The organism is Delftia sp. 11MD, assembly GCF_050907895.1.
Taxonomy (GTDB): domain Bacteria; phylum Pseudomonadota; class Gammaproteobacteria; order Burkholderiales; family Burkholderiaceae_C; genus Comamonas; species Comamonas tsuruhatensis.
Genome location: NZ_CP194333.1, coordinates 76,602 through 102,316, shown reverse-complemented (window position 1 = coordinate 102,316; position 25,715 = coordinate 76,602). Strand labels below are relative to the sequence as shown.

Below are 25,715 nucleotides of genomic sequence, written 5' to 3'. Positions count from 1 at the left end.
CGTCGTCCCGACGCCTGCCCCGCCCTTATTGGAGATTTCCCATGCCGCTTGCACTGCGCGACCCCAGCCTGCTCAAGAACCTCTGCCTGATCGACGGCCAATGGCTGGCCGCCGACGATGGCAGCCGCATCGACGTCCACAACCCCGCCACGGGCGAAGCCGTCGGCCATGTGCCCCGCATGGGCGAGGCCGAGACGCAGCGCGCCATCGCCGCCGCCGAGCGCGCCTTCGCCCTCTGGAAGCAGCAGACCGCCGAGGCCCGCGCACGCCTGCTGCATCGCTGGTTCGAGCTGATGATGGAGAACCAGGAGGACCTGGCCCTGATCATGACCAGCGAGCAGGGCAAGCCCCTGGCCGAGTCGCGCGGCGAGATCGCCTATGCGGCCTCCTACGTGCAGTGGTTTGCCGAGGAAGCGCGCCGCATCTACGGCTCCACCGTGCCCGCGCCCTGGGCCGACAAGCGCATCATCGTGACCAAGGAGCCGGTGGGGGTCTGCGCCGCGATCACGCCCTGGAACTTCCCGGCCGCCATGATCACGCGCAAGGTCGCGCCCGCCCTGGCGGCGGGCTGCACCATCATCGTCAAGCCCGCGCAGCAGACACCGCTGTCGGCCCTGGCCATGGCAGAGCTGGCCCAGCGCGCCGGCATTCCCGAAGGCGTGTTCAGCGTGATCACGGGCTCCTCGCGCGCCATCGGCGGCGTGCTCACGGCCAGCATGGCCGTGCGCAAGCTGACCTTCACGGGCTCCACCGAAGTGGGCCGCGTGCTGGCCGAGCAATGCGCGCCCACGCTCAAGAAGATGTCGCTGGAGCTGGGCGGCAACGCGCCCTTCATCGTCTTCGATGACGCGGACCTCGATGCCGCCGTGGAAGGCGCCATGGCCTCCAAGTACCGCAACACCGGCCAGACCTGCGTGTGCGCCAACCGCCTGCTGGTGCAGGACGGCGTGTACGACGCCTTCATGGCCAGGCTCAAGGTCGCCGTGCAGGCCCTCAAGGTGGGCAACGGGCTGGAGGCCGGCGTGGGCCAGGGCCCGCTGATCGACCAGGCCGCCGTGGACAAGGTCGAGGAGCTGGTGGCCGATGCCGTGAAGAACGGCGCCGAGGTCGTGCTGGGCGGCAAGCGCCACGCGCTGGGCGGCACCTTCTACGAGCCCACCATCCTGGCCAACGCCACGGACCGCATGCGCATCGCCAGGGAAGAGGTCTTCGGCCCCGTGGCGCCCGTGTTCCGCTTCAAGACCGAGGAAGAGGCCATCCGCATGGCCAACGACACCGAGTACGGCCTGGCCGCCTACTTCTACGCCCGCGACGTGGGCCGCGTGTGGCGCGTGGGCGAGGCGCTGGAGTACGGCATGGTGGGCATCAACAGCGGCATCATCAGCACGGCCGTGGCGCCGTTTGGCGGCGTCAAGCAGTCGGGCATGGGCCGCGAGGGCGGCGCCGCCGGCATAGAGGAATACCTGAGCACCAAGTACCTGTGCATGGGCCACTGAGGCCCGGACAATCACACCATGCAGACACCTGTGAACCGCTTCAAGGCCGCCATTGCGGCCGACCAACCCCAGATCGGCCTGTGGCTGGGCCTGGCCGACGCCTATTCGGCGGAAATCTGCGCGGGCGCCGGCTTCGACTGGCTACTGATCGACGGCGAGCATTCGCCCAACGACACGCGCACCCTGCTGGCGCAGCTGCAGGCCATCGCGGCCTATCCCGACAGCCATGCCATTGCCCGCGTGCCCATGGGACACGGCGAGGTCGGCGAGATGCTGATCAAGCAGTACCTGGACATCGGCGTGCAGACCCTGCTCGTGCCCATGGTGGACACGGCCGAGCAGGCCGCACGCATCGTGCGCGCCGCGCGCTATCCGCAGGCCGACGGCCAGGGCGGCATCCGCGGCATGGGCGGCGCACGCGCCTCGGCCTGGGGCCGGCGCGCCAACTACGCCCATGAAGCCAACGCCCAGGTCTGCGTGCTGGCGCAGGTGGAGACGCGCCAGGCGCTGGCCCACCTGGACGCCATTGCCGCCACCGAGGGCGTGGACGGCGTCTTCATCGGCCCGGCCGACCTGTCGGCCTCCATGGGCCACATCGGCAACCCCGGCCATCCCGAGGTGCAGGAGGCGATTGCCGACGCCATCGCGCGCATACGCCGCGCCGGCAAGGCGCCCGGCATCCTCACGCCCAACGAGGCCCTGGCGCGCAAGTACCTGGAGCTGGGCTGCACCTTCACGGCCGTGGGCCTGGACACCAGCGTGCTGGTGCAGGCCACCAGCGCCCTGGCTGCGCGCTTCAAGCAGGCAGCGGCCCCCGCGCCGAAAAGCCAGACCTATTGAGGCCCCGGCCTGACAAGGCGCGCGCAACGCCGCTCCGGGGAGGGAGCGGCGGCTGCATAGAATCCAGCCGACAGATGCTGCCGAACATGCCCCAGACCACGACCTCTTTTGCCCCCGAGCCGCTGCGCGCCTTCTCGCGCTCCCTGCCCATGGCGCTGCTGCGCGCCCGCGAATCGGTCATGGTGCGCTTTCGGCCCATGCTGCGCGCCCATGGCCTGACCGAACAGCAGTGGCGCGTGCTGCGCGCCATGGCGGCGGTCACGCACAGGCTGCGGCCCATGGAGCTGTCGCAGGCCACCTACATCAGCATGCCCAGCCTCTCGCGCCTGCTCAAGACGCTGGAAGGCCGGCAGCTGGTGGAGCGGTCGCGCCACGCCAGCGACATGCGCGGCGCCGAGTTCGAGCTCACGGCGGCCGGCCACGCCATCGTGGCCGAGATCGCGCCGCATTCCTCCGAGACCTATGCCGAGATCGAGCGCCTGGTGGGCCATGAAGAGATCGAGCAGCTCTACGCCCTGCTCGACCAGGTCGTGCAGCGCCTGGGCGCGGCCGACGGCAGCCAGGCCGAGGAATAGCCGCCCCGGCACGCCGGTCGGGCACTGCCGGGCACAATCGCCTCATGCCGCAGCCGATTGCCGTCATCGATTTTGAAACCACGGGCATGGCGCCTGCCCAGGGCGCGCGTGCCACCGAGGTCGCCATCGTGCTGATCGAGGGCGGCCAGGTCGTGGACCGTTTCCAGAGCCTGATGCGCACGGGCGCCTGGATACCGCCCTTCATCACGCGGCTGACCGGCATCACCAATGCCATGGTCGCAGCCGCGCCGCCCGCCGAGGACGTGATGCGCGATGCCGCCCGCTTCGTGGGCAGCGCGCCCATGGTGGCGCACAACGCGGCCTTCGACAGCAAGTTCTGGCAGTCCGAACTGGCCCTGGCCGGCGAGGCCGCGCCCCAGCCCTTTGCCTGCACCGTGCTGCTGTCGCGCCGCATCTATCCCGACGCGCCCAGCCACAGCCTGAGCCGGCTCACCGCCCACCTGGGCCTGCCCGTGGCCGAGCGTGCCCACCGGGCGCTGGCCGATGCCGAGATGGCCGCCGCCCTGCTGGCGCGCATGCAGCAGGACCTGTGCCGGCGCTATGCGCTGGCCTGGCCCGAGCATGCACTGCTGATGCGGCTGCAGCGCTGCGCGCGCGCCCGCATGTCAGGCTGGCTGCAGGAGAACGCCGCGCCCGCCCAGATGCGCATGGCGCTGTGAGCCGGCACGGCGCACGCAAGGCAAAGACCTCCCTGGCCAAATCCCCATCGGCCGCATCTGCCGGCATCCGCACCCATAATGCACGGTTGCTGCCCGGCTACGGGCGCCCGTCCCAAACGCGGCAGCCCTGTTGCCGCCTTGCTGCCGCCTGGTTCTTGCACCCGTGAATTCCGCCCTGCCTCCTGCCGCCATGGCCAACCTGGCCCCTCAGGCCCCGTTCTCGTCGCGCGAGTTCCGCGACGCGCTGGGCCAGTTCGCCACGGGCGTGACCATCGTCACCGCGCGCAGCCCGCAGGGCCATCCGGTGGGCGTCACCGTGAGCTCGTTCAACTCGGTCTCGCTCACACCGCCGCTGGTGCTGTGGAGCATGGCGCTGTCGGCGGCCTCGCTGCCCGTGTTCCAGCATTGCTCGCACTACGCCATCCATGTGCTGTCGGCCTCGCAAAAGCCCCTGGCCGAGCTGTTCGCGCGCAAGGGCGTGGACCGCTTCGCCAACACCGCCTGGCGCAGCTCGGCCCAGGGCGTGCCGCTGCTGACCGAAGCCACCACCGTCTTCGAGTGCCGCAACCGCCATCGCCATGAAGAGGGCGACCATGTGATCTTCATCGGCGAGGTCGAGCAGTGCAGCCACCAGGCCGGCCACACGCCGCTGCTGTACCACGCAGGCCGCATGCACACGGGCGGCCTGGGCTGAGCCCGGGCCCGCGGCAGCACTCCCGTCGTCTCTCTCGGCAGCTCCCCCATTCCCGTTCCTTCCCGCCTCCGGGTAATCCCCGGTCCGGGAAATCGGTGTCTGCGCATATTGTATATACAGGCTTATACATCTGAGCACAGACCCATCCGCAGGCCGATGAAGCCCGTGGATGCGGCGGCCATTTCACCAATGACGGGGGGAGACAGCACATGAGTTCACCATCTGCAGGCAGCCTGCACCGAGGGCTGTCGGCCCGCCACATACGCTTCATGGCGCTGGGCTCGGCCATAGGCACGGGGCTGTTCTACGGCTCGGCCAAGGCCATACAGCAGGCGGGCCCCTCGGTGCTGATCGCCTACCTGCTGGCGGGCGCGGCGGTCTACATGGTGATGCGCGCGCTGGGCGAGATGGCCGTGCACAACCCCGTGCCCGGCTCCTTCGGCCAGTACGCCAGCGACTACCTGGGCCCGTTCGCCGGCTTCATCACGGGCTGGACCTATACCTTCGAGATGGTCATCGTCTGCCTGGCCGACGTGACGGCCTTCGGCATCTACATGGGGTTCTGGTTTCCCGAGGTGCCGCGCTGGATCTGGGTGCTGTCCATCGTCTGCTTCATCGGCGCGCTCAACCTGTGCTCGGTCAAGGTGTTCGGCGAGATGGAGTTCTGGCTGTCCCTGCTCAAGGTGGCGGCCATCATCGCCATGATCGGCGGCGGCCTGGGCATCATGGTGTTCGGCTTCGGCATGGCGGCCGACCAGGCGCCCACCGGCGTGCAGAACCTGTGGGTGCACGGCGGCTTCATGCCCAATGGCCTCCCGGGCCTGATCGCCTCGCTGGCGGTGGTGGTGTTCGCCTTCGGAGGCATCGAGATCATCGGCATCTCGGCCGGCGAGGCCAAGGACCCGGCGCGCGTGATCCCGCGCGCCATCAACGCCGTGCCGCTGCGCATCCTGCTGTTCTACGTGCTCACGCTGTTCGTGCTGATGAGCATCTTCCCCTGGCCGCAGATCGGCAGCCAGGGCAGCCCCTTCGTGCAGATCTTCAGCGGCCTGGGCATTTCCTCGGCCGCCACCATCCTCAACATCGTGGTGATCTCGGCGGCCGTGTCCGCCATCAACAGCGACATCTTCGGCGCCGGCCGCATGCTGTACGGCATGGCGCACCAGGGCCAGGCCCCTGCCGGCTTCGGCCGCGTCTCGCGCCATGGCGTGCCCTGGATGACGGTGGTGGTGATGGCCGTGGCGCTGCTGGCCGGCGTGGTGCTGAACTACCTGATCCCCGAGGACGTGTTCCTGCTGATCGCCTCCATCGCCACCTTCGCCACGGTCTGGGTCTGGCTGATGATCCTGCTGTCGCAGTTCGCGGCGCGCCGCCGCATGAGCCCGCAGCAGGTGGCCGCGCTGAAGTTCCCGGTCCCGCTGTGGCCCGCCGCGCCGCTGGCCGCCATCGCCTTCATGCTGCTGGTGCTGGGCGTGCTCGGCTACTTCCCCCACACCCGTGCCGCGCTGGTCGTGGGCGGCCTGTGGATCGTGCTGCTGGGCGCCGCCTACCTGCTGTGGGTGCGCCCCGCCGCCGCGCGTGCGCAGAGCGAGGCGATGCGGCCTGCGGCGAACGCGAACCCTTAGTCGAACTCGACCTCGGTGGCCACCACCATCGCGCCATCGACCGAGAGCCGGCCCTTGACCTCGACCATGCGCCCCACGGCAATTTGGGCAGCGCTGCCATCCTCGAAGCGCGCATTGCGATAGTCCACGCGCACGCCGCGCAGCTCGAAGATGCCGGCCAGGCTGTCGACAGCGGTGATGCGGCCCTCGATCTCGAAGCCATCGTCACTGTCCAGCCGCAGCTTGCGCTCGACCTCGGAGGCGCGAAGCACCCCGTCCTGGAACATGCCCTCGACCTCGACCAGGTCGCCCACGGCAAGGCCTGCGGGCAGGCGTGTGGCGCTGCCCGCGTCCACGCTCAGGCCGTCCACGACGAAGCGGGTCGGCGAGTCCATGCGGGTGATATGGCCGGTGACGTCGGCCTCCACGCCCGCCTGTTCGGGCAGCGTGGGACGCTGCACCGACAGTGCGGTGGCCACCCACAGGCCGGCGGCATCGGGCTGGCGCGCCAGGCGCAGGCTGACCACGTCGCCGGCAGCCAGCGCGGCGGCAACCTGCACGCCGCTCCAGTTGACGACGGCCTCGCCGATGCGCAGGGTGCGGCGCGACGCGTCAACGGCATCCACAGGCGCGCGCAGGCGCCAGGGCTCGTCGGCGTCATCCTCGATCTCGATGCGGCTGGCAAGAATGCGGCCCTGCGCATCGCGCAGGCCGTGGACTTCCAGCACACGGCCGACCTGCAGCGCCGCCGCGCGGCCGTCCTCGAACACCGTGGCCGCATCGACGATCACGGTCTGGTCCAGTACGGTCAGCCGGTCGCCCACGACCGCGCTCAACGGGCCTTCCAGATCGCTGCGCACAAGAATCTGGCGGGCCATGGCGCGCGCCACACCGTCGCTGCCGGTGGTCACGGGGTCGGCCGTGACATGGACCGCCATGCCCAGCTTGAGCGCATCGCTGGCCAGCAGGACGCCATCGCCATCGGTGATCCGGGCCTGGCGCTCGTCATACCGCACCCCATTGACCAGGATGGAGCCGAAGCCGTCAATGGTGCCCGACGCATAGCTGGCGCTGGGAGTGACCGGCGTGGGGGCGGGCTTGTCAGCCCCGCCACCGCCACCGCCGCAGGCGGCCAGCAGCACGGACAGCGAGAGCGCGCCAGCGCCCAGGACCCGGGGCAATGGCGGGGCGGAGCGGGAAAAGCGAAGAAAATGCATGGTGTTCAATGCCAGAAAGAAACAGATGAAAAGGCACCGCGGCGGGGCCATCGGTGCAACCGCCTGCAGTGTCGGCAAAGGCGCCTAAACCGCGCATGAATGGCGCGTTCATGCACTGTTTAAGAACGTGCACATAAGATGCGTGGCCGTGAAACTCCGCCTCGCACTTGCTGCCTTGCTGGCCCTGCCGCTGGCGCCCGCCTCTGCCACCACGCCAGCGGAGCATGAAAGCGTGCGCCGCGAGGTGCAGTCCAAGCGCCTGCGGCCCTTGGCGGAAATCCTCCAGGACGTGCAGCAGCGCCACAAAGGGCGCGTCATCGACATCGAACTCGAGCGCGGCGCCGACGGCCGGCGCTGGTACGAAATCAAGCTCGCCAATGGCCAGCGCACGGAGATCTATATCGATGCAGTCACGGGACAGGACATCCCCCGGCCGGGCGCGACCACCGCCGTGCTGATACCCATGTCCGCCGTGGCGGCAGCCGTCACCCGCTTGCATCCCGGCACCGTGCTGCAGATCGAGCTGGAGGAAACGCGCAGCCCCAGGCCCTACTACGAGATCCAGCTGCTCACGCGCGAAGGCCGTGAGCAGCTGCTGCGCGCCGACGCCCAGACGGGCCGCATCCTGGCGGAGCCTGTCCTGAGCCGGGAGCAGGCCGCCACGCTGCAACCGCTGCCGCGCATTCTTGAGGAACTGGAGCGCAAGTACCAAGCCCGCGCCACAGAGGCCGAGCTCAAGATCGACGTCCGGCAGCGCGCCTACTACGAGGTCGAGTTGCAGCTGAGCGCCGGCCGCAGCATCGAAGTGCATGTGGATGCGTACAGCGGCCAGCCCATCGAAGAGGACGGACTGCGCTGATGCGGGTGCTCATCGTCGAAGACGACGCCGATCTTGCTGCAGGCCTGCAGGCCATCCTGCAGGAGGCCGGCATGCTGGCCGAGTGCTGCGCGGACGGCCGCCTCGCCCAGGAACTGGGCAGCGTCGAACACTATGACGCCGCCTTGCTGGACCTGGGGCTGCCAGGACAGGACGGCGTCTCGGTGCTGCGCCATTGGCGCGAGCAGGGCCGCTCCTTTCCCGTGCTGGTGCTCACGGCCCGCAACCGCTGGAGCGACAAGCTCACGGCCTTCCAGGCCGGCGCAGACGACTACCTGACCAAGCCCTTTCTGCACGAGGAGGTCGTCACGCGGCTGCGTGTGCTGCACCGGCGCGCAGCAGGCAGCAGCCGGCCCCTGGTGCAGATAGGCCCGCTGGCCTACGACACCATGGCAGACCGCTTCACGCTCGAAGGTCGGCCGCTTGCGCTGACCGCGCAGGAGCAACGCATCCTGAGCTTTCTGACCAACCGGCATGGACAGCTCGTCAGCCGCGCCGACATCAGCGAGCATGTCTACGCACGCGACCTGGACCCGGACTCCAACACCGTGGACGTGCTGGTCGGCCGCATCCGCCGCAAACTGTCCCCGCATGGCCTGATCCATACCGAGCGCGGACGGGGCTTTCGCCTGCAGCAGGCCAGCGGCGACCATGCGTCCTAGACACTGGGGCCTGTCGGAGCGCCTGCTGGCACTGAGCCTGGTGGCCACGCTGGCCTGCGGCACGGCCGCCAGCTGGCTGCTGCGTGAGCAGTTGCACGATGCGGTGCTGCGCAGCTTCAAGGCCGGCCTGCAGGACCGCGCCGAGCGGCTGCAGGCCGAGCTGCAGTCCCCTGGGCCCCTGACCGGACAGGGCACGCGGCTCAATCGCGGCGAGTTCGGCCGCATTTTCTCGGGCTGGTACTGGACACTGGAGCAGGACGGGCGGCTGCAGCAGTCGCGCTCGGTCTGGGACGACAGCCTGGAGCTGGACGACGCCCGTCCCTGGCCCCGGCACAAGGGCAGCGAGACGCTGCTGTCGCTGCGCGGGCCGCAGGGGCGCGAACTGCTGGGCCTGCGCCGCAGCTTCGATGTCGCGGGCAGGCGCGTGCAGCTGCATGTCTTCGGCCCGCTGGACGGTACGCGCCAGGAATGGCGCCGAATCGACCGCATCCTGCTGGTCACCGAGCTGGGCCTGGTCGCCGCGCTGCTGCTGTGCACGGTGGCGCTGGTGCGCCTGGGATTGCAGCCGCTGCGCAGCCTGCAGCAGGCGCTGCAGGACATGGAAGACGGCACACGCACGCAACTGGGGCGGCACTTCGGCCCCGACCTGGACCCGATTGCCGAGGCCGTGGACCAGGTGCTGCAGCGCAATGCCCAGGTCGTGGAGCGCGCGCGCCACCAGGCGGCCGACCTGAGCCATGCGCTCAAGAAGCCGCTGGCCGTGCTCGGCATCCAGGCACGCGGCCATCAGGTCGATGGCCCGTGGCTGCGTGACCAGGTACAGGCCATGTCCCACACCATCGACCGCCATCTGGCGCGCTTTGCCAGCGGCGCCGGCAGCGCCGGCAGCGTGGCGCTGGATGAGGTGCTGGCCCGGCTGCTGGATGCCATGCGCCAGATCCACGCCCAGCGGCACCTGTCCTGGTCCATCCAGACCTCCACGCCGCTGCCCGGCCATGGGCGGCGCTGGCGCGGCGCGGCCTCGGACCTGGAGGAGATGGCGGGAAACCTGCTGGACAACGCCGGCAAGTGGGCGCGCAGCCGCGTCACGCTGGCCGTGTGCCAGGATGGCACGACGACGCTGCTGCAGATCGATGACGACGGCCCAGGCCTGGCACCGGAGCATCTCGCGCAGGCCATGGAGCGCGGTGTCCGCTTCGACGAACAGGCCCAGGGCCACGGCCTGGGCCTGGCCATCGTGCGCGACATCGCCGAGACCTATGGTGGATCGCTGGAGATGGGGCCGAGCCCGCTGGGCGGGTTGCGCTGCACGCTGCGCCTGGGCTGAGCACGGCGCCGGGCGGCGCTCAGCGCGCGGCGTCGGGCAGTTCGATCTTGACTTCGAGCACTTCCAGGTTTTCCTGGCGCTCCAGATGCACCTTGATGTCGTTGACGTCGATGTCCACGTACTTGGAGATCACCGCCATCAGCTCCTTTTGCAGCGCAGGCAGGTAGTCGGGACCGCCGCCATTGCCGCCCACGCGCTCGCGCGCGAGGATGATCTGCAGGCGCTCCTTGGCCACCGAGGCCGTCTTCTTCTTTTCTCCGAGCAGGAAAGAGAGCATGGACATGGCCGCTTACCTCCCCCCGAACATGCGTTTGAAGAAGCCGGGCTTTTGCGCTTCGGTGAAGCGCATGGGCTTTTCCTCGCCCAGGAAGCGCGCGACCACGTCCTGGTAGGCCTCGGCCACGTCCGAGCCCTGCATGTGCACGGCGGGGATGCCCTGGTTGGAGGCCTGCAGCACGGTTTCGGACTCGGGCACGACGCCGATCAGCTCGATGCGCAGGATGTCCTGGATGTCCTCCAGCGACAGCATCTGGCCGTCCTGCACGCGGTTGGGGTTGTAGCGCGTGATCAGCAGGTGTTCCTTGACGGTCTCGCCCGCGATGGCGCGCGCGGTCTTGGAGCTGAGCATGCCCAGGATGCGGTCGGAGTCGCGCACGGAGGAGACTTCGGGGTTGGTCACGACCAGGGCCTCGTCGGCGAAGTGCATGGCGATCAGCGCGCCGCTTTCGATGCCGGCCGGCGAGTCGCAGACGATGTACTCGAAGTCCATGCCCGCCAGGTCGTCCAGGATCTTCTTGACGCCGTCCTGCGTCAGCGCATCCTTGTCACGCGTCTGGGAGGCGGCCAGCACGAAGAGGTTGTCGCACTGCTTGTCCTTGATCAGGGCCTGGTTGAGGTTGGCCTCGCCCTGGATGACGTTGATCAGGTCGTAGACCACGCGGCGCTCGCAGCCCATGATCAGGTCCAGGTTGCGCAGGCCCACGTCGAAATCGATGACGGCGGTCTTGTGCCCGCGCAATGCGAGGCCCGATGCGAAGCTGGCACTGGTGGTGGTCTTGCCCACGCCACCCTTGCCGGAGGTCACGACGACTATTTTGGCCATGTTTGCACGGTTCCTTAAAGACTGGAGAGCAAAGAAGAAGGGTCCGGTGTCATACCGGCTCGATGAGGATTTTCTCGCCGTCGAGACGTACCTTGGCGGGCCTGGCGGCCACATCCGCGGGGAGATCGGTCTCGATTGTGCGATAGATGCCGGCAATCGACAGCAGCTGTGCTTCCATGCAGGTGCTGAAGATGCGCGCCTCGGTGTTGCCGCGCGCCCCGGCGATGGCCCTGCCGCGCAGCGGCGCGTAGACATGGACGTTGCCGTCGGCGATGACTTCGGCACCATAGCTGACCATGGCCAGCACCACGATGTCGGTGCCGCGCGCATAGACGCGCTGGCCCGAACGCAGCGGCTTGTCCACGATGAGGGCGTCGGCCTGGGGAGCAGGCACCTCGCGCACCACCTCGATCTCGCGCACGACTTCCTGGATCTCGATCTCGGGCACCGTGGGCCGCACGGGTGCGGCCTCGGGCGCGGGCGCCAGGCCTGCGGCACGCGCCGCCTCCATCTGCGCCGGGCTGCCGCCGCGCACGGCCACGGGCACGGTGCGGTGAAAGCGCAGTGCCTCCACGAGCACGGCGAAGTCGATGGACTCCTCGGCATCACGCACATGGGCCAGGTCGATCAGCACGGGGTCGTTGTCGAAGAAATCCGGGTCGTCGGCCAGGCGCTGGGCCAGGTCGGCCACGAGCGCACGTACGTCGGTATCCCGCAGGGTCACGGCCACCACGGGCAGCTGCGCGCTCTTGAGGTCGAAGCTGGGGCGGGCAGTACTCGTCGTTTCAACGGCCATGGGACTGGGAGTGCGGTGGATGGGAGAGTTGCCTCTCGACGCGCAAAGTGTACTGTGTGTGCAGTACATGGGCGCCCACTCCCGCCGGGAGGCGGGCCCCGGGGAGTGTCCATTTGTGTTGTGTCACACACGGCCCATGCCCCCGTGGCGGGGGCCGGGCGGGCCCGGTCATTGAAACCGGGGCTTACGCTTCTCCACGAAGGCCATCACGGCCTCGCGGTGGTCGGCGGTCTTGTGGGCCAGGGCCTGGTAGCCGGCGGACAGCTCCAGCAGCGACTCCAGCGTGCTGTGCTCGCCCTCGCGCAGCAGGCGCTTGGTCATGCGCATCACGGCGCCGGGGTTGGCGGCGATCTTGTCGGCCAGCGCGCGTGCCGTGGGCAGCAGCTGGTCCGCCGGCACGACGCGGCTGACCAGGCCGCAGGCCAGGGCCTGCTGCGCGTCGATGGCCTCGCCCGTGAACGCCATCTCGGCCGCCTTGGCGCGGCCCACGGCGCGCGGCAGCAGCCAGGCGCCGCCGTCGCCCGGCACGATGCCCACGCGCACGAAGCTCTCGGCAAAGGTGGCCGTCTCGCTGGCGATGCGGATGTCGCACATGCAGGTCAGGTCCAGCCCCGCGCCGATGGCCGGGCCGTTGACGGCGCAGATCACGGGCACGTCCAGCTGGGTCAGGGCGCGCGGAATGCGCTGTATGCCCTGGCGGTACTCCTCGCGGATGGCGTCGGGCGTGAGCGCGTCGTCGAAGAAGCGCTGCATGTCCTTGACGTTGCCGCCCGAGCTGAAGATGGGGCCGGCGCCCGTGAGGATGACGGCCTTGACCGAGGCGTCGCGCCGGATCTCGTCGCAGACCTGCACGAATTCCTCCACGGCCGTGTTGCCCGTGAGCGCATTGCGCGTCTCGGGCTGGTTCATGGTGAGGGTCCAGATGGCGCCGTCGCGGGCGATGTTCAGAAAGGACATGGAGAAGACTCCTTGAGCAAGGGTTTATGAGGTGATATCGGTGGTCGAACGGATCAGGTCCAGCGTGCTGCCCGCGTGGCCATGGACCAGCGCGGTGCCTGCCACACCGTGCCAGTACGACTCGGAGCCGGCCGTCTGGCGCCAGGCATGCAGGCGGCGCGTGAGCAGTTGCAGGTCGTATTCCTCGGTGAAGCCCATGGCGCCGTGGATGGCGTGGGCCGCCTCGGCCACGGCCAGCGCGGCCTGGCTGCAGCGCGCCTTGGCCACGGCCACGCGCAGCCGATCGGGGAAGATGCCCTGCCCCGCGCAGCCCAGCCGGGCCGCCATGCGCGCGGCGAAGACATGCTCGCTCATCACCGCCAGCTGGTGCTGTATGGCCTGGAACTTGCCGATGGGGCGCCCGAACTGCTGGCGCTCGTTCGCGTACTGCAGCGTGCGCTGGAACACCTCCATGAGCGCGCCCGCCAGCTGCGCCGCCACCAGGCCGGCCTGCAGCGTGCGCAGGTCCAGCCCATCCGGCAGGGCGATAGCGGGAGCAGGTGCTGCGCGGACCTGATCGGCGCTCCAGCGCAGGTTCACGTCCAGGCAGAAGGCCGCCGGCTCGGACTGCGCCTGCGCCACGGGCAGCAGGCTCCAGCCCTGCGCATGCTGCACCAGCGCGCTGTCCGCCACCACGCCCAGGCGCACGGGTGCGCAGTGCAGGCTGCCATCCGGCTGGAGCAGGCCTTGCGCCAACGCGATGGCGCCTGGTGGACGCTCCGCCCCCGCGCCAGCCAGCAGCGCGCGCGCCAGCATGGTCTCGCCCAGCGGCACGGGCAGCGCATGGGCGCCGGCCAGCGACCACACATCGAACAGCTGCGCCAGCGCCAGCCCCGCACCGCCCGCGTGCTCAGGCACCAGGGCATCGGCAAAGCCGGCCTGCTCCAGCGATTGCCACAGCGCCCGGGGCGAGCCCCCGGCCTCGATGGCGCGCACCCGCGCGGGCGTGCACTCGCCCTGCAGCAGCTGGCGCGCGGCGTCGGCAAACAAATCGTCTTCCATGTCTCTCTCCATTCATGACACATGACGCCAGGCCTTGGGCGTTCCGTTTGAAACTGGCGCGCCCCAACTCAAGGGGAACCTTATTCAACGCAGGCCGAGGCCACGCGCGATCATTCCGCGCAGGATGTCGCGCGTGCCGCCGCGCAGCGAATACGAAGGCGCAACCTCCGTCACGTAGTTGAGGGTGCGCAGCAGCTCCAGCGGAACCTCGGACGCCTCGCGTGCGAACAGGTCGTCGGCGATGGCGGCGGGAATGGACTGCTCCAGCGTCGTGCCCAGCTCCTTGACCAGGGCCGCCTCGACGATGGGGCTTTCGCCGCGCACCAGCTTGTCCTGCACGGCCACCGACATGGTGCGCAGCGGGGCCAGCTCGGTGAACACGCGGCCGGCCAGGCGCAGCGCGCCTTCGCTGCGCTCGCCCGTTGCACGCAGCCAGGCCAGCCATTCGTCGAACAGCACGATGCTGGAGAACAGCCGCTCGGGCCCGCTGCGCTCGAAGGCCAGCTCGGCCGTGACCTGCTCCCAGCCCTGGCCTTCCTGGCCGATCAGGGCGTCGGGCGGCAGCTGCACGTTGTCGAAGAAGACTTCGCAGAAATGGCTGTCGCCCGAGAGGTCGGTGATGGGCCGCACGGTCACGCCCGGCAGCGACAGGTCCACGATGACCTGGGACAGCCCCTTGTGCCGGTCACCCGCCTCGCCCGAGGTGCGCACCAGGGCGATCATGTAGTGGCAGTGGTGGGCGTTGGTGGTCCAGATCTTCTGGCCGTTGAGCACGAAGCCCTTGCCGTTCGGCACGGCGCGCGTCTTCACGCTGGCCAGGTCCGAGCCCGCGCCGGGCTCGCTCATGCCGATGCAAAAGAAGGCCTCGCCCCGGCAGATGCGCGGCAGGTAGAACTGCTTTTGCGCCTCGGTGCCGTACTTGAGGATCAGCGGGCCGCTCTGGCGGTCGGCAATCCAGTGCGAGCCCACGGGCGCGCCGCAGGCCAGGTATTCCTCCACCAGCACGTATCGCGTGAAGGCGCTGCGCCCGCCACCGCCGTACTCGCGCGGCAGGGTGACGCCTATCCAGCCCTTTTCGCCCAGCTGCCGGCTCAGGTCGGCGCTGTAGCCGCCCCAGGAGCGCGCACGCACATGGGGCGGCAGGCCGCTTATGGCCTGGGCGAGGAATGCGCGCACCTCGGCGCGCAGGGCTTCGTCCTCGGCGGGGATGCGGGTCAGGGCAAGGGAATCAAGCACGCTCATTGCAGGGCTCCATGGTTGGACCCCACTCTAGGCAGCCGGTCTGTCGCAGTCCAATATTAAAAACCGCGCCACTGATACCGTTTGAATATCAGGCAGCCTGTGCCTTGGCATGCTGCGCCGCAAAGCCCACATACCAGTCCAGGCAGCCCGGGTTGGCCATGGCCTCCTTGTTGACCACCTTGTCCAGCGGCTGGCCCAGCATCAGCTTCTTGATGGGCAGCTCCTGCTTCTTGCCGCTGAGCGTGCGCGGGATTTCGGCCACCTGCACGATCTCGTCGGGCACGAAGCGCGGCGACAGGGCCTGGCGGATGGCGCCCTGCAGGCGCGCGCGCAGGGCGTCGTCCAGATCCACGCCCGGGCGCAGCACCACGAACAGCGGCATGTAGCTTTCGCGGCCCAGGTATTCGAGGTCCACGACCATGGAGTCCAGCACTTCGGGCAGGGCCTCGACGGCGCTGTAGATCTCGCTGGTGCCCATGCGCAGGCCGTGGCGGTTGATGGTGGCGTCGCTGCGGCCGTAGATGATGCAGCCGCCGTCCGGGAGGATGCGTATCCAGTCGCCGTGGCGCCAGACCGGGCCCATGGCGGCGGGGCCGTCACCGCCGCCGGGCGCGCGGCCGTGGCCGGCCGGGTACATGTCGAAGTAGCTGGACAGGTAGCGCTTGCCGTCCGCATCGCCCCACAGGTACAGCGGCATGGAGGGGATGGGCTGGGTGCAGACCAGCTCGCCCACCTCGTCGATGACGGGCTGGCCCTGCTCGTTCCAGGCCTCCACGGCCGCGCCCAGCTGGCGGCACTGCATGATGCCCGGCTGCTGGGGCAGCTCGCGGTGGCCGCCGATGAAGGCGCCCGCGAAGTCGGTGCCCCCCGAGATGTTGTTCCACCAGATGTCAGGCCGCCCCATGCCTGCGAACTGCGCCGTGCCCCAGCTTTGCACCTCGGGCGACAGCGGCGAGCCCGTGGTGCCCAGGCTGCGGATGCGCGACAGGTCGCCGCACTGGGCCAGGTCCACGCCGGCCTTCATGCAGTTGGCGTAGAAGGCCGCGCCCGAGCCGAAGCTGGTCACGCCGGTCTCGGCCGCGAAGCGCCACAGCACGCCCCAGTCGGGCCTGTCCTTGCTGCCGCCGGGGCTGCCGTCGAAGATCACGCAGGTGGTGCCGCCCAGCAGGCCCGAGACCTGGGCATTCCACATCACCCAGCCCGTGGAGCTGTACCAGTGGTAGCGCTCGCCCCAGCTGTTGGGGTGGTAGCTGCAGCCTACGTCGTTATGCAGGGCCTTGAGCTGCAGGGCCACCAGCACCATGCCGCCATGGCCGTGGACGATGGGCTTGGGCAGGCCGGTGGTGCCGCTGGAGTAGACGATCCACAGCGGGTGGTCGAAGGGCAGCCATTCGGGCTCGAAGGCCGCCGTGGCCGCGTCATCGCGGGCCGTGACCTGGCCGTAGTCGGCGGCATCGGCCAGCCTGGCCTGCAGATCCAGGTTGGGCACCAGCACCACATGCTCCACGCTGGGCAGGCCTGCGCGCAGTTCGGCCAGCACGGCCATGCGGTCGATATCGCGCCCGGCGTAGTGCACGCCATCGACGGCGATCAGCGCCTTGGGCGCGATCTGGCGAAAGCGGTCCAGCACCGCGTTGGTGCCCATGTCGGGCGCGCAGATGCTCCAGACGGCGCCCAGGCTGGCCGTGGCCAGCAGGGCGACCATGGCCTCGGGGATGTTGGGCATGTAGGCAGCCACGCGGTCGCCGCGGCCCACGCCCTGGGCCTTCAGATGCAGGGCCAGGGCGGCGACCTGGCGGCGCAGCTCGGGCCAGGACAGTTCGCGGTGGCGGCCCGTCTCGTTGCGGCTGACCACGGCGGGCATGCCGGCCGCATGGGCGGCATCCACATGGCGCAGCGCCTGGCGCGTGTAGTTGATCTGGGCGCCCGGAAACCACTGGGCGCCGGGCATGGTGTTGCGCTCCAGCACGGCCGTGTGCGGCGTAGGCGATTGCAGCGCGTTGTAGTCCCAGATGCTTTGCCAGAAGGCGTCCAGGTCGGTCACCGACCAGCGCCACAGCGCGTCGTAGCTGTCGAACTGCAGGCCGTGGCGCTCGCGCAGCCAGTCCTGGTACAGGCGGATCTGGGGGATGAAGGCAGGGGTGTGGCTCATGACCGGCCACGGTACGCGCGCGCTGCCCGCGAGCCCAGACGGGAAAGCCATTAGCCTGGCACCTGGGCGACAAAGTCTGCGGGCCGGATCGCGTATCTGCGCACAAACACTGGGAAAAAATTTCCGCTCGCCCCCTCCTGCCAGAAAACAAATGCCTCTAATATCGCGCCAATTTTTTACAAGGAGCGATGCCACATGGGCCTTTTCCAATGGACGGAGAAATCCGCCGACCAGCTGCAACGGGGAGGCGTGATCGGCCCCGATGAGCGCCTGCCCTGGCCCCAGACCGGGCTGATGGGCATACAGCACGTGATCGCCATGTTCGGCTCCACCGTGCTGGCGCCCATCCTCATGGGGTTCGACCCCAACGTGGCCGTGCTCATGAGCGGCATCGGCACGCTGATCTTCTTCCTGATCACGGGCGGCAAGGTGCCCAGCTACCTGGGTTCGTCCTTTGCCTTCATCGGCGTGGTGATCGCAGCCACGGCCTATGGCGGCAAGGGCGCCAACGGCAACATCGGCGTGGCGCTGGGCGGCATCATTGCCTGCGGCGCGGTCTATGCGCTGATCGGCCTGGTGGTGCAGCTGGTGGGCACGCGCTGGATCGAGCGCTTCATGCCGCCCGTGGTCACGGGCGCCGTGGTGGCCGTGATCGGGCTGAACCTGGCGGCCATCCCCGTCAAGAACATGGCGGCCAACAACTTCGAGTCGTGGATGCAGGCCCTGACCTTCGTCTGCGTGGGCCTGGTGGCCGTGTTCACGCGCGGCATGGTGCAGCGCCTGCTGATCCTGGTGGGCCTGATCGCCGCCAGCGTGCTGTACGGCCTGTTCACCAATGTGCTGGGCATGGGCAAGCCCGTGGACCTGTCGGGCGTGGCCAATGCCGCCTGGTTCGGCCTGCCCCAGTTCCACGCGCCCGTGTTCAGCGGCCCGGCCATGGTGCTCATCGTTCCCGTGGTCATCATCCTGGTGGCCGAGAACCTGGGCCACATCAAGGCCGTGACCGCCATGACGGGCAAGAACCTGGACCAGTACATGGGCCGGGCCTTCATCGGCGACGGCGTGGCCACCATGGTCAGCGGCGCGGCCGGCGGCACCGGCGTGACCACCTATGCCGAGAACATCGGCGTGATGGCCGCCACGCGCATCTACTCGACGGCCGTGTTCTTCGTGGCCGCCGTCCTGGCCGTGCTGCTGGGCTTCTCGCCCAAGTTCGGCGCGCTGATCCAGGCGATCCCGCTGCCCGTGATGGGCGGCGTGTCCATCGTGGTCTTCGGCCTGATCGCCGTGGCCGGCGCCAAGATCTGGGTGGACAACCGCGTGGACTTCTCGCAGAACAAGAACCTGATCGTGGCGGCCATCACCCTGATCCTGGGCACGGGCGACTTCACGCTCAAGTTCGGCGACTTCGCGCTGGGCGGCATCGGGACCGCGACTTTCGGCGCCATCATCCTGTACGCGCTGCTGGATCACGCACGCGATGATCAGCCAATGATTCATTGAATGTGAGCGCACGCAAACATTCTTTGAGCCTTTGACTGCGCGGCAGGGCCTTTACGGGGAAACCCGAGGGTCGCTGCCAGCGCTGCTACCATCGGTTTCCGGAGATATACCGCCCTTGCGTTCTTGCATGGGGCGGTTTTTTTTAGGCTTGCAAGCCAGCGCTGCGGCACCCTGCCGGCTGGCGCGAGCCGTCAGCCGGAGCCATAGATGTCCCTCGCAGACCGCGTACGTTTCCCAGAATTCCTTTCGCGCACCATGACGGCCGAGCAGGCCGCCGCCCTGATCCCCCACGGCGTCAACGTCGGCATGAGCGGGTTCACGGGCGCGGGCTACCCCAAGGCCCTGCCCCAGGCCATCGCCCAGCACGCCAAGAGCGAACACGCGGCCGGCCGGCCCTACAAGATCAATGTCTGGACCGGCGCCTCCACGGCCGCCGAGATGGACGGCGCCCTGGCCGAGGCCGGCGCACTGGGCCAGCGCCTGCCCTTCAACACCGACCCGACCTGCCGCGCCAGGATCAATGCCGGCGAGATCGACTTCATCGACATGCACCTGTCCCACGTGGCCCAGCATGCGTGGTTCGGCTTCCTGGGCCCCATGAGCGTGGCCGTGGTCGAGGTGCTGGGCGTGACCGAGGACGGACGCCTCATCCCCTCCACCGCCGTGGGCAACAACAAGACCTGGCTGGAGATCGCCGACAAGGTGATCCTGGAGGTCAACACCAAGCCGCCGGCCAAGATGGAAGGCATGCACGACATCTACTACGGCACGGCCATCCCGCCGCGCCGCGTGCCCATTGCCCTGACCCATGCCGATGACCGCATCGGCGAGCCCTACCTGCGCGTGGACCCGGCCAAGGTGGTCGCCGTGGTCGAGACCCACAAGGGCGACCGCGACAACGTCTTTGCCCAGCCCGACGCCAACTCCAACCTGATCGCCGCGTCCATCATCGACTTCCTCGCGCACGAGATGAAGATGGGCCGCCTGCCCAAGGAGATGCTGCCCATCCAGTCGGGCGTGGGCAACGTGGCCAACGCCGTGCTGGCCGGCCTGCTGACGGGGCCGTTCGAGAACCTGCTGGGCTTCACCGAGGTCCTGCAGGACGGCATGCTGGACCTGCTGCGCGCAGGCAAGATGAGCCGCGCCTCGGCCACCTCGATCTCGCTGTCCGGCAGCGCCTACAGGGACTTCGAGGAGAACATCGACTTCTACCGCGACCGCATCATCCTGCGCCCCCAGGAGATCAGCAACCACCCCGAGCTGGTGCGCCGGCTGGGCGTGATCGCCATGAACTCCATGATCGAGGCCGACATCTACGGCAACATCAACTCCACCCACGTCATGGGCACGGGGATGATGAACGGCATCGGCGGCTCGGGCGACTTCGCGCGCAACGGCTACCTGTCCTTCTTCGTCACGCCCTCGGTGGCCAAGGGCGGCAAGATCAGCTGCATCGTGCCCATGTGCTCGCACGTGGACCATACCGAGCACGACACGCAGATCATCGTCACCGAGCAGGGCCTGGCCGACCTGCGCGGCCTGTCGCCGCGCAAGCGCGCCCAGGTCATCATCGACCGCTGCGCCCATCCCGACTTCCGCCCCCAGCTGCAGGACTACTTCGACCGCGCCCAGCGCCAGGGCGCGCTGCACACGCCGCACATCCTGGGCGAAGCGCTGAGCTGGCACCAGCGCTTTGTCGAAACGGGCGACATGCGCGCCTGACCCGCACAAGCGCGCCAGCGCGCAGTCTCCTGGGCTACAGGCAGCCATCGGCATGGCTGCCTGGACTGGCGTAGCATGCAAGGACGGCCCACGGGGCCGTCTTTTTCGTTGCACCCACAGGACTTCTCCCATGCCGATCTGGAAGCGCAGCTTCACCCTTGAAGACATCACCTCGCTGAGCGCCGACACGGCCGTCTCGCACCTGGGCATCGAGTTCACCGAGATCGGTGACGACTTCCTGCGCGGCCGCGTGCACGTGGACCAGCGCACCTGCCAGCCCTACGGCATCCTGCACGGCGGCGTGAACGTGGTGCTGGCCGAGACCCTGGGCTCGGTGGCCGCGGCCTGCTCCATCCCCGAGGGCTGGCGCAGCGTGGGCCTGAACGTCTCGGCCAACCATGTGCGCGCCGCGCGCCAGGGCTGGGTCACGGGCACGGCCCGCCCCGTGCACCTGGGCCAGACCACCCATGTCTGGGCCATCGAACTGCATGACGAAACCGGCCGCCTGACCTGCACCTGCAGCCTGACCATGGCGCTGCTGCCGCCCACGCATGCGCAGAACGTCAAGCTCGCGGCGCAGCCGCCAGTGGCGGCCCAGCCCTGATCAAACCCCCAGCAACTCCGACAGGCGCTCCGGCTGCGCCAGCAGCTCCCGCGAGTCGGCCTGCAGCGCCAGCCGGCCCTTGGCCATGACCACGGCGCGGTCGGTGTGGGCCAGGACCTTTTTGTAGTCGCGGTCCACGATCAGGGTGGAGATGCCGGTGCTGCGGATGGCGGCGATCACGCGCCAGATTTCGGCGACGACCAGGGGGGCCAGGCCTTCGGTGGCTTCGTCGAGGATGAGCAGGCGCGGGTGCGTCATCAGCGCGCGGCCTATGGACAGCATCTGCTGCTCGCCGCCAGAGAGCTGGTCGCCGCCGTTGGCCAGGCGCTCCGCGAGCCGGGGGAAGGTGTCGAGCACGCGCTCCAGCGTCCAGTGGCGCTCGCCCTGCAGTCCGGGGCGGGCGCTCATGACCAGGTTCTCGCGCACGCTGAGGTTGGGGAAGATGCCGCGCCCCTCTGGCACATAGCCAATGCCCAGCCGCGCCATGCGCTCGGGCGGCGCGCCCGTGCAGTCGCGGCCATCGGCGCGCAGGCGGCCGGAGCGTGCCGGCACATAGCCCATGAGCGTGCGGATCAGCGTGGTCTTGCCCATGCCGTTGCGCCCCAGCAGGCCCACGGCCTGGCCCGCGCCCAGCGCCAGGCTCACGCCCTGCAGGATGTGGCTGTCGCCGTAGTAGGTATGCAGCTCGTCGATGGCGAACATGGGCTCAGTCATCGTCTTCTCCGAGATAGGCAGTACGGACCACGGGATCGACACGGATCTGCGCGGGCGTGCCCGTGGCCACCACGCTGCCGTTGACCATCACGGTGATGCGGTCGGCGATGCGGAACACGGCGTCCATGTCGTGCTCGACCAGCAGTACCGCATGGCCGCGCTTGAGCTCCTGCAGCAGGGCCAGCATGCGCTCGGTCTCCTCGGCGCCCATGCCGGCCAGCGGCTCGTCCAGCAGCAGCACGCGCGGGCCGGTGGCCAGGCACATGGCCACTTCCAGCTGGCGCTTGGCGCCATGGCTCAGCGTGCCGGCCACGGCCAGCGCCTGCCCGGCCAGGCCCGCACGCTCCAGGGCCGCATGGGCCTGGCGCAGGCTGGCCGCGCAGCGCTGTGCGGACAGGCCCAGCTGCCAGGGCCTGAGCGCCATCTGCGCCTGGGCCGCGAGCCGGCAGTTCTCCAGCGCCGAGAACTCGGGAAAGATGGTGGTGCGCTGGTAGCTGCGGCCCACGCCGGCACGCGCGCGCCGGGGCTGGGGCATGCGCGTGACGTCCTGCCCCGCGAGCGCGATGCGCCCCGCGCTGGCCGCCAGCTCGCCCGAGAGCATGTTGACCAGGGTGGACTTGCCCGCGCCGTTGGTGCCGATCACGGCATGGACCTCGCCCTCGTGCAGGTCCAGGTCCACGTCGCCCACGGCCGTGAGCCCGCCGAAGCGGCGCGTGAGGCCGCGCACCGAAAGCAGTGCCGCATCAGCCATGTCCGGCCTCCTTGTGGTGGACCTCGTTGTGCACTCCAGCGCGTTGCCGTGCAAGGCCAGCCAGCCCGATCAGCCCCATCAGTCCTTTCGGCAGCAGGGCCACGAGCACGATGATGGCCAGGCCCAGGCTCAGCTGCCAGTGATCGGCCATGGGGCCGACGATGGCATGCGTGGACAGCACCTCCTTGAGCGCGACGAAGGCCACCGTGCCCAGCACGGCGCCGCGCAGCGAGCCCAGGCCGCCGAGGATGACCATCAGCAGCACCTCGCCCGAGTGGTGCCAGGACAGCAGCTCGGGGTTGACCACGGCATCGCGCACCGCCAGCAGAAAGCCTGCCACGCCAGCCAGCATGCCGGCCAGCACGAAGGCCGCGAGCTTGTACCCGTAGGTGGTAAAGCCGGCCGCACGCATGCGCTGTTCGTTGACGCGTATGCCCGCCAGCGCCGCGCCGAAGCGCGACTGGCGCAGCCCGGCCAGGAAGGCATAGACCAGCACCAGGGCGGCCAGCACCACGTAGTACTGCACGCGCGGGATTTCCATGTCGATGGCGCCCAGCGCGGGCCGGGCCATCAGGTAGATGCCATCGCTGCCGCCGCCGATGCCCGTGTCGTGGACCACGAAGTAGGCCATCTGTGCGAAGGCCAGCGTCACCATGATGAAGTAGATGCCGCGCGTGCGCAGGCTCAGCAGGCCCACCAGCAGCGCATAGCCACCCGAGGCCAGCAGCGCCCAGCCCAGCATGGCCGGCAGGCTGCCGCCCTCGTTGCCTGCGGACAGCACGGCGGCATAGGCGCCCAGGCCCATGAAGGCCGCATGCCCCAGGCTCACCAGGCCCGTGCCGCCCACCAGCAGCTGCAGGCTGAGCGCGAAGATGGCCAGGATCATGGTCTTGACCACCAGGCCCGACAGATAGTCCGACCACCAGGGGCCGGCCAGCGCCAGCAGCGCCACGCAGGCCAGCGGCACGGCGCAGGCCTGCCATCGGCAGGCGCGCTGCGGCATCTCTACGGGCTGCGCGGCAGCTGCCAGCAGGGCCGGAGAAGGATTGGATACGGCCATTGTTCAGCTCCTTTGCCCCATCAGACCCTGGGGCCGCCACACCAGCACCACCGCCATCAGCAGGTAGACGCTCATGCCGCTGAGCTCCTGGAAGAACAGCTTGCCGAAGGTATCGACAAAGCCCACCAGCAGCGAGGCCAGCAGCGCGCCCGTGATCGAGCCGATGCCGCCGATCACCACCACCACGAAGCAGATGATGAGCACGTTGCCGCCCATGCCCGGATAGACCGAACTCATGGGCGCGGCGATCATGCCCGCCAGTGCCGCCAGCGCCACGCCGATGGCGAAGACGATGCGGTACAGGCGCTTCACGTCGATGCCCAGGCCGCGCACCATGTCGCGGTTGCTGGCGCCCGCGCGCACCATCATTCCCAGGCGCGTGCGGTTGACCACCCAGTACAGCGCCAGCGCCACCAGCAGGCACACGCCCGAGGCGAACAGCCGGTACCACGGATAGCTCATGAGCCCGCCCAGCGAGAAGCTGCCCGACAGCCAGCCGGGCAGCGGCACGCCATGCACGTCGTTGCCCGCCAGCAGCGAGCGCAGCTCCTCGAACACCAGGATCAGCCCGAAGGTCATCAGCACCTGCTGCAGGTGCTCGCGCTCGTAGAGGTAGCTGAAGAAGGCCCACTCCAGCGCATAGCCCAGCACCACGGTCAGCGCCACGCCGGCCAGCAGCATGGTGATGAAGTGCTGGCCCAGCAGCGGGGACAGCGCAAAGGCCATGTAGGCGCCGATCATGTAGAAGCTGCCATGGGCCAGGTTGATCACGCCCATGATCCCGAAGATCAGCGTCAGGCCGGAGGCCAGCAGGAACAGCAGCAGCCCGTACTGGACGGCGTTCAGGCACTGCACGAGAAAGGTGGCAAGGTCCATGGCGATGTCCGTATGCGTGCGTATTCGTCCGTATGAGTGCGCCCCGCGCCTCACATGCGGCAGCCGCGGCCGGTATCGCCCAGGGCCTTGATCGCCACGCCCATGCGCTGGTTCTCCTTGCCCACGACCTTGCGCAGGTACATGTCCTGCACGGGGTTGTGCGACTTGCTGATAGTGAAGTCACCGCGCGGGCTGGGGATGGTGGCCTTCTCGATGGCCTGGCGGAACTCGGCCTTCTTCGCGATGTCGCCGCCCGCCGCCTTCAGGCCCACGCCCAGCATCTGGGCGGCGTCGTAGCCCTGCACGGCATACACATCGGGCATCAGCTTGTAGGCCTGGGCATAGGCGGAGCGAAAGCGCCGGTCGCGCTCCGTGCCCAGCTCGTCGGCGTAGTGCAGCGTGGTCAGCACCCCCTGGGCGGCCTCGCCCTGGGCCTCCAGCGTGCCGTCGGTCAGAAAGCCCGAGCCGTACAGCGGGATGGTCTTGTGCAGGCCGGCCGCGTGGTAGTCCTTGACGAACTTGACGGCGCCCGCGCCCGCGAAGAAGGCAAACACCGCATCGGGCCTGGCCGCCGCGATCTCGGTCAGCAGGGCCTGGAACTCCACGTTGGGAAAGGGCACGGTGAGCTGCTTGCTGACCTTGCCGCCCTCCTTCTCGAAGCCTTCCTTGAAGGCATTGGTCATCTCCTCGCCGGCCGCGTATTTCCAGGTGATGGTCATGGCGGTTTTCCTGCCCTCCTGCCTGGCCGCCACCACGCCCATGGGATAGGAGGACTGCCAGTTGGAGAAGGACGAGCGGAAGATGTTGGGCGCGCACATGGCGCCCGTGACCGCATCGGCGCCCGCATTGGGCACGATGAGCACGGTGCCGCTTTCCTTGGCCGCGCGCGCCATGGCCATGGCCACGCCCGAATGCACGGTGCCCACCAGCACATCGACCTTGTCGCGCTTGATCAGGCGGTTGACGTTGTCCGTGGCCTTGGCCGGATCGGACTCGTCATCGACCTTGAAGAACTCGATCTCGCGCCCGCCCAGCCTGCCGCCCTGCTCGTTCACGAACATGCGAAAGCCGTTCTCTATGGCCGAGCCCAGCGCCGCATAGGTGCCGCTGTAGGGCAGCATGAAGCCGACCTTGATCCTGTCCTGCGCATATGCGCCGCAGGACAGGGAGGCCGTCAGGGCGAGGACGGCCCAGTGTTTGCGATCGGTGTTCATGCGTGTCTC

At 69.0% G+C, this 25,715-nt stretch carries 25 protein-coding genes; 12 read left to right on the top strand and 13 right to left on the bottom strand.

Features of this window, described 5'->3' with window-relative positions:
* Positions 1–41: 41 nt before the first annotated feature.
* The 6 genes from ACRSCF_RS00450 to ACRSCF_RS00425 all read left to right on the top strand — a co-directional run bounded on the left by ACRSCF_RS00450 (position 42) and on the right by ACRSCF_RS00425 (position 5,910).
* Complete coding sequence (locus ACRSCF_RS00450; RefSeq protein ID WP_016452253.1) at positions 42–1,496, top strand: NAD-dependent succinate-semialdehyde dehydrogenase; 1,455 nt, start codon at positions 42–44, stop codon at positions 1,494–1,496.
* A gap of 18 nt (positions 1,497–1,514) precedes the next feature.
* A complete protein-coding gene (locus ACRSCF_RS00445; protein ID WP_244387694.1) occupies positions 1,515–2,336 on the top strand; it encodes an aldolase/citrate lyase family protein in 822 nt (273 codons plus the stop codon).
* An 86-nt stretch (positions 2,337–2,422) separates the two neighbouring features.
* The gene (gene hpaR, locus ACRSCF_RS00440) at positions 2,423–2,911 is read left to right on the top strand and encodes a homoprotocatechuate degradation operon regulator HpaR (protein WP_016447335.1); all 489 of its coding nucleotides are present in this window, start codon (positions 2,423–2,425) and stop codon (positions 2,909–2,911) included.
* Between the two features lie 44 nt (positions 2,912–2,955).
* Positions 2,956–3,591 (top strand): 3'-5' exonuclease, encoded by a 636-nt coding sequence (locus tag ACRSCF_RS00435; RefSeq protein WP_244387693.1) that lies wholly within the window; start codon positions 2,956–2,958, stop codon positions 3,589–3,591.
* A 190-nt stretch (positions 3,592–3,781) separates the two neighbouring features.
* Positions 3,782–4,285: a flavin reductase family protein gene (locus ACRSCF_RS00430; RefSeq protein ID WP_016452255.1), complete on the top strand. Its 504-nt coding sequence runs from the start codon at positions 3,782–3,784 to the stop codon at positions 4,283–4,285.
* A 209-nt stretch (positions 4,286–4,494) separates the two neighbouring features.
* Positions 4,495–5,910 carry an amino acid permease gene (locus ACRSCF_RS00425; protein WP_244387692.1) on the top strand — a complete coding sequence of 472 codons (1,416 nt, stop codon included), beginning with the start codon at positions 4,495–4,497 and terminating at the stop codon, positions 5,908–5,910.
* Here ACRSCF_RS00425 and ACRSCF_RS00420 read toward each other — a convergent pair.
* Entirely contained in the window at positions 5,907–7,106 is a 1,200-nt protein-coding gene (locus ACRSCF_RS00420; protein WP_034365877.1) for a DUF5666 domain-containing protein, read from the bottom strand. The genes ACRSCF_RS00425 and ACRSCF_RS00420 overlap by 4 nt on opposite strands.
* A gap of 148 nt (positions 7,107–7,254) precedes the next feature.
* Between ACRSCF_RS00420 and ACRSCF_RS00415 the strand changes: the two genes are divergently transcribed.
* From ACRSCF_RS00415 to ACRSCF_RS00405, 3 genes are read left to right on the top strand one after another with little or no spacing between them, the layout of a single operon-like run.
* The gene (locus ACRSCF_RS00415) at positions 7,255–7,965 is read left to right on the top strand and encodes a PepSY domain-containing protein (RefSeq protein WP_223275184.1); all 711 of its coding nucleotides are present in this window, start codon (positions 7,255–7,257) and stop codon (positions 7,963–7,965) included.
* A complete protein-coding gene (locus tag ACRSCF_RS00410) occupies positions 7,965–8,645 on the top strand; it encodes a response regulator transcription factor (protein ID WP_016452258.1) in 681 nt (226 codons plus the stop codon). Before ACRSCF_RS00415 ends, ACRSCF_RS00410 begins: the two co-directional genes overlap by 1 nt.
* Entirely contained in the window at positions 8,635–9,972 is a 1,338-nt protein-coding gene (locus ACRSCF_RS00405) for a sensor histidine kinase (protein WP_074921175.1), read from the top strand. Before ACRSCF_RS00410 ends, ACRSCF_RS00405 begins: the two co-directional genes overlap by 11 nt.
* 19 nt (positions 9,973–9,991) lie before the next feature.
* Here the strand turns inward: ACRSCF_RS00405 and minE are convergent, their stop codons facing one another.
* The 7 genes from minE to ACRSCF_RS00370 form a co-directional block, all read right to left on the bottom strand.
* On the bottom strand, positions 9,992–10,255 hold the full coding sequence (minE, locus tag ACRSCF_RS00400) for a cell division topological specificity factor MinE (protein ID WP_016447328.1): 264 nt from the start codon (positions 10,253–10,255) through the stop codon (positions 9,992–9,994).
* Positions 10,256–10,261: 6 nt separating this feature from the next.
* The gene (gene minD / locus ACRSCF_RS00395; protein ID WP_017405686.1) at positions 10,262–11,074 is read right to left on the bottom strand and encodes a septum site-determining protein MinD; all 813 of its coding nucleotides are present in this window, start codon (positions 11,072–11,074) and stop codon (positions 10,262–10,264) included.
* A gap of 49 nt (positions 11,075–11,123) precedes the next feature.
* Positions 11,124–11,870, bottom strand: coding sequence for a septum site-determining protein MinC (gene minC / locus ACRSCF_RS00390; RefSeq protein ID WP_034365861.1), 747 nt, complete (start codon positions 11,868–11,870; stop codon positions 11,124–11,126).
* A 168-nt stretch (positions 11,871–12,038) separates the two neighbouring features.
* Positions 12,039–12,827 carry a crotonase/enoyl-CoA hydratase family protein gene (locus tag ACRSCF_RS00385; RefSeq protein ID WP_034365864.1) on the bottom strand — a complete coding sequence of 263 codons (789 nt, stop codon included), beginning with the start codon at positions 12,825–12,827 and terminating at the stop codon, positions 12,039–12,041.
* Positions 12,828–12,851: 24 nt separating this feature from the next.
* The gene (locus tag ACRSCF_RS00380; protein ID WP_244387691.1) at positions 12,852–13,868 is read right to left on the bottom strand and encodes an acyl-CoA dehydrogenase family protein; all 1,017 of its coding nucleotides are present in this window, start codon (positions 13,866–13,868) and stop codon (positions 12,852–12,854) included.
* An 84-nt stretch (positions 13,869–13,952) separates the two neighbouring features.
* Positions 13,953–15,110 carry an acyl-CoA dehydrogenase family protein gene (locus tag ACRSCF_RS00375; protein ID WP_244387690.1) on the bottom strand — a complete coding sequence of 386 codons (1,158 nt, stop codon included), beginning with the start codon at positions 15,108–15,110 and terminating at the stop codon, positions 13,953–13,955.
* 88 nt (positions 15,111–15,198) lie between these two features.
* The gene (locus ACRSCF_RS00370; protein ID WP_244387689.1) at positions 15,199–17,262 is read right to left on the bottom strand and encodes an acetoacetate--CoA ligase; all 2,064 of its coding nucleotides are present in this window, start codon (positions 17,260–17,262) and stop codon (positions 15,199–15,201) included.
* 195 nt (positions 17,263–17,457) lie between these two features.
* On the opposite strand from ACRSCF_RS00370, the gene ACRSCF_RS00365 reads away from it, so the two are divergent.
* From ACRSCF_RS00365 to ACRSCF_RS00355, 3 genes are all read left to right on the top strand, one after another.
* Positions 17,458–18,765 (top strand): solute carrier family 23 protein, encoded by a 1,308-nt coding sequence (locus ACRSCF_RS00365; RefSeq protein ID WP_244387688.1) that lies wholly within the window; start codon positions 17,458–17,460, stop codon positions 18,763–18,765.
* Positions 18,766–18,972: 207 nt separating this feature from the next.
* Positions 18,973–20,487 carry an acetyl-CoA hydrolase/transferase family protein gene (locus ACRSCF_RS00360; protein ID WP_043789488.1) on the top strand — a complete coding sequence of 505 codons (1,515 nt, stop codon included), beginning with the start codon at positions 18,973–18,975 and terminating at the stop codon, positions 20,485–20,487.
* A 130-nt stretch (positions 20,488–20,617) separates the two neighbouring features.
* Positions 20,618–21,091, top strand: coding sequence for a hotdog fold thioesterase (locus tag ACRSCF_RS00355; protein ID WP_012202024.1), 474 nt, complete (start codon positions 20,618–20,620; stop codon positions 21,089–21,091).
* On the opposite strand, the gene ACRSCF_RS00350 is transcribed toward ACRSCF_RS00355, so the two are convergent.
* The 5 genes from ACRSCF_RS00350 to ACRSCF_RS00330 are packed head-to-tail and all read right to left on the bottom strand — an operon-like array spanning position 21,092 to position 25,706.
* Positions 21,092–21,805, bottom strand: a complete 714-nt coding sequence (locus tag ACRSCF_RS00350) for an ABC transporter ATP-binding protein (protein WP_016452267.1) — start codon at positions 21,803–21,805, stop codon at positions 21,092–21,094.
* On the bottom strand, positions 21,798–22,556 hold the full coding sequence (locus ACRSCF_RS00345) for an ABC transporter ATP-binding protein (protein WP_016452268.1): 759 nt from the start codon (positions 22,554–22,556) through the stop codon (positions 21,798–21,800). Before ACRSCF_RS00345 ends, ACRSCF_RS00350 begins: the two co-directional genes overlap by 8 nt.
* The gene (locus tag ACRSCF_RS00340; RefSeq protein WP_016447317.1) at positions 22,549–23,616 is read right to left on the bottom strand and encodes a branched-chain amino acid ABC transporter permease; all 1,068 of its coding nucleotides are present in this window, start codon (positions 23,614–23,616) and stop codon (positions 22,549–22,551) included. Before ACRSCF_RS00340 ends, ACRSCF_RS00345 begins: the two co-directional genes overlap by 8 nt.
* 3 nt (positions 23,617–23,619) lie before the next feature.
* The gene (locus ACRSCF_RS00335; protein ID WP_013799989.1) at positions 23,620–24,492 is read right to left on the bottom strand and encodes a branched-chain amino acid ABC transporter permease; all 873 of its coding nucleotides are present in this window, start codon (positions 24,490–24,492) and stop codon (positions 23,620–23,622) included.
* A gap of 50 nt (positions 24,493–24,542) precedes the next feature.
* Positions 24,543–25,706 (bottom strand): ABC transporter substrate-binding protein, encoded by a 1,164-nt coding sequence (locus tag ACRSCF_RS00330; protein ID WP_013799988.1) that lies wholly within the window; start codon positions 25,704–25,706, stop codon positions 24,543–24,545.
* Between the last annotated feature and the right edge of the window lie 9 nt (positions 25,707–25,715).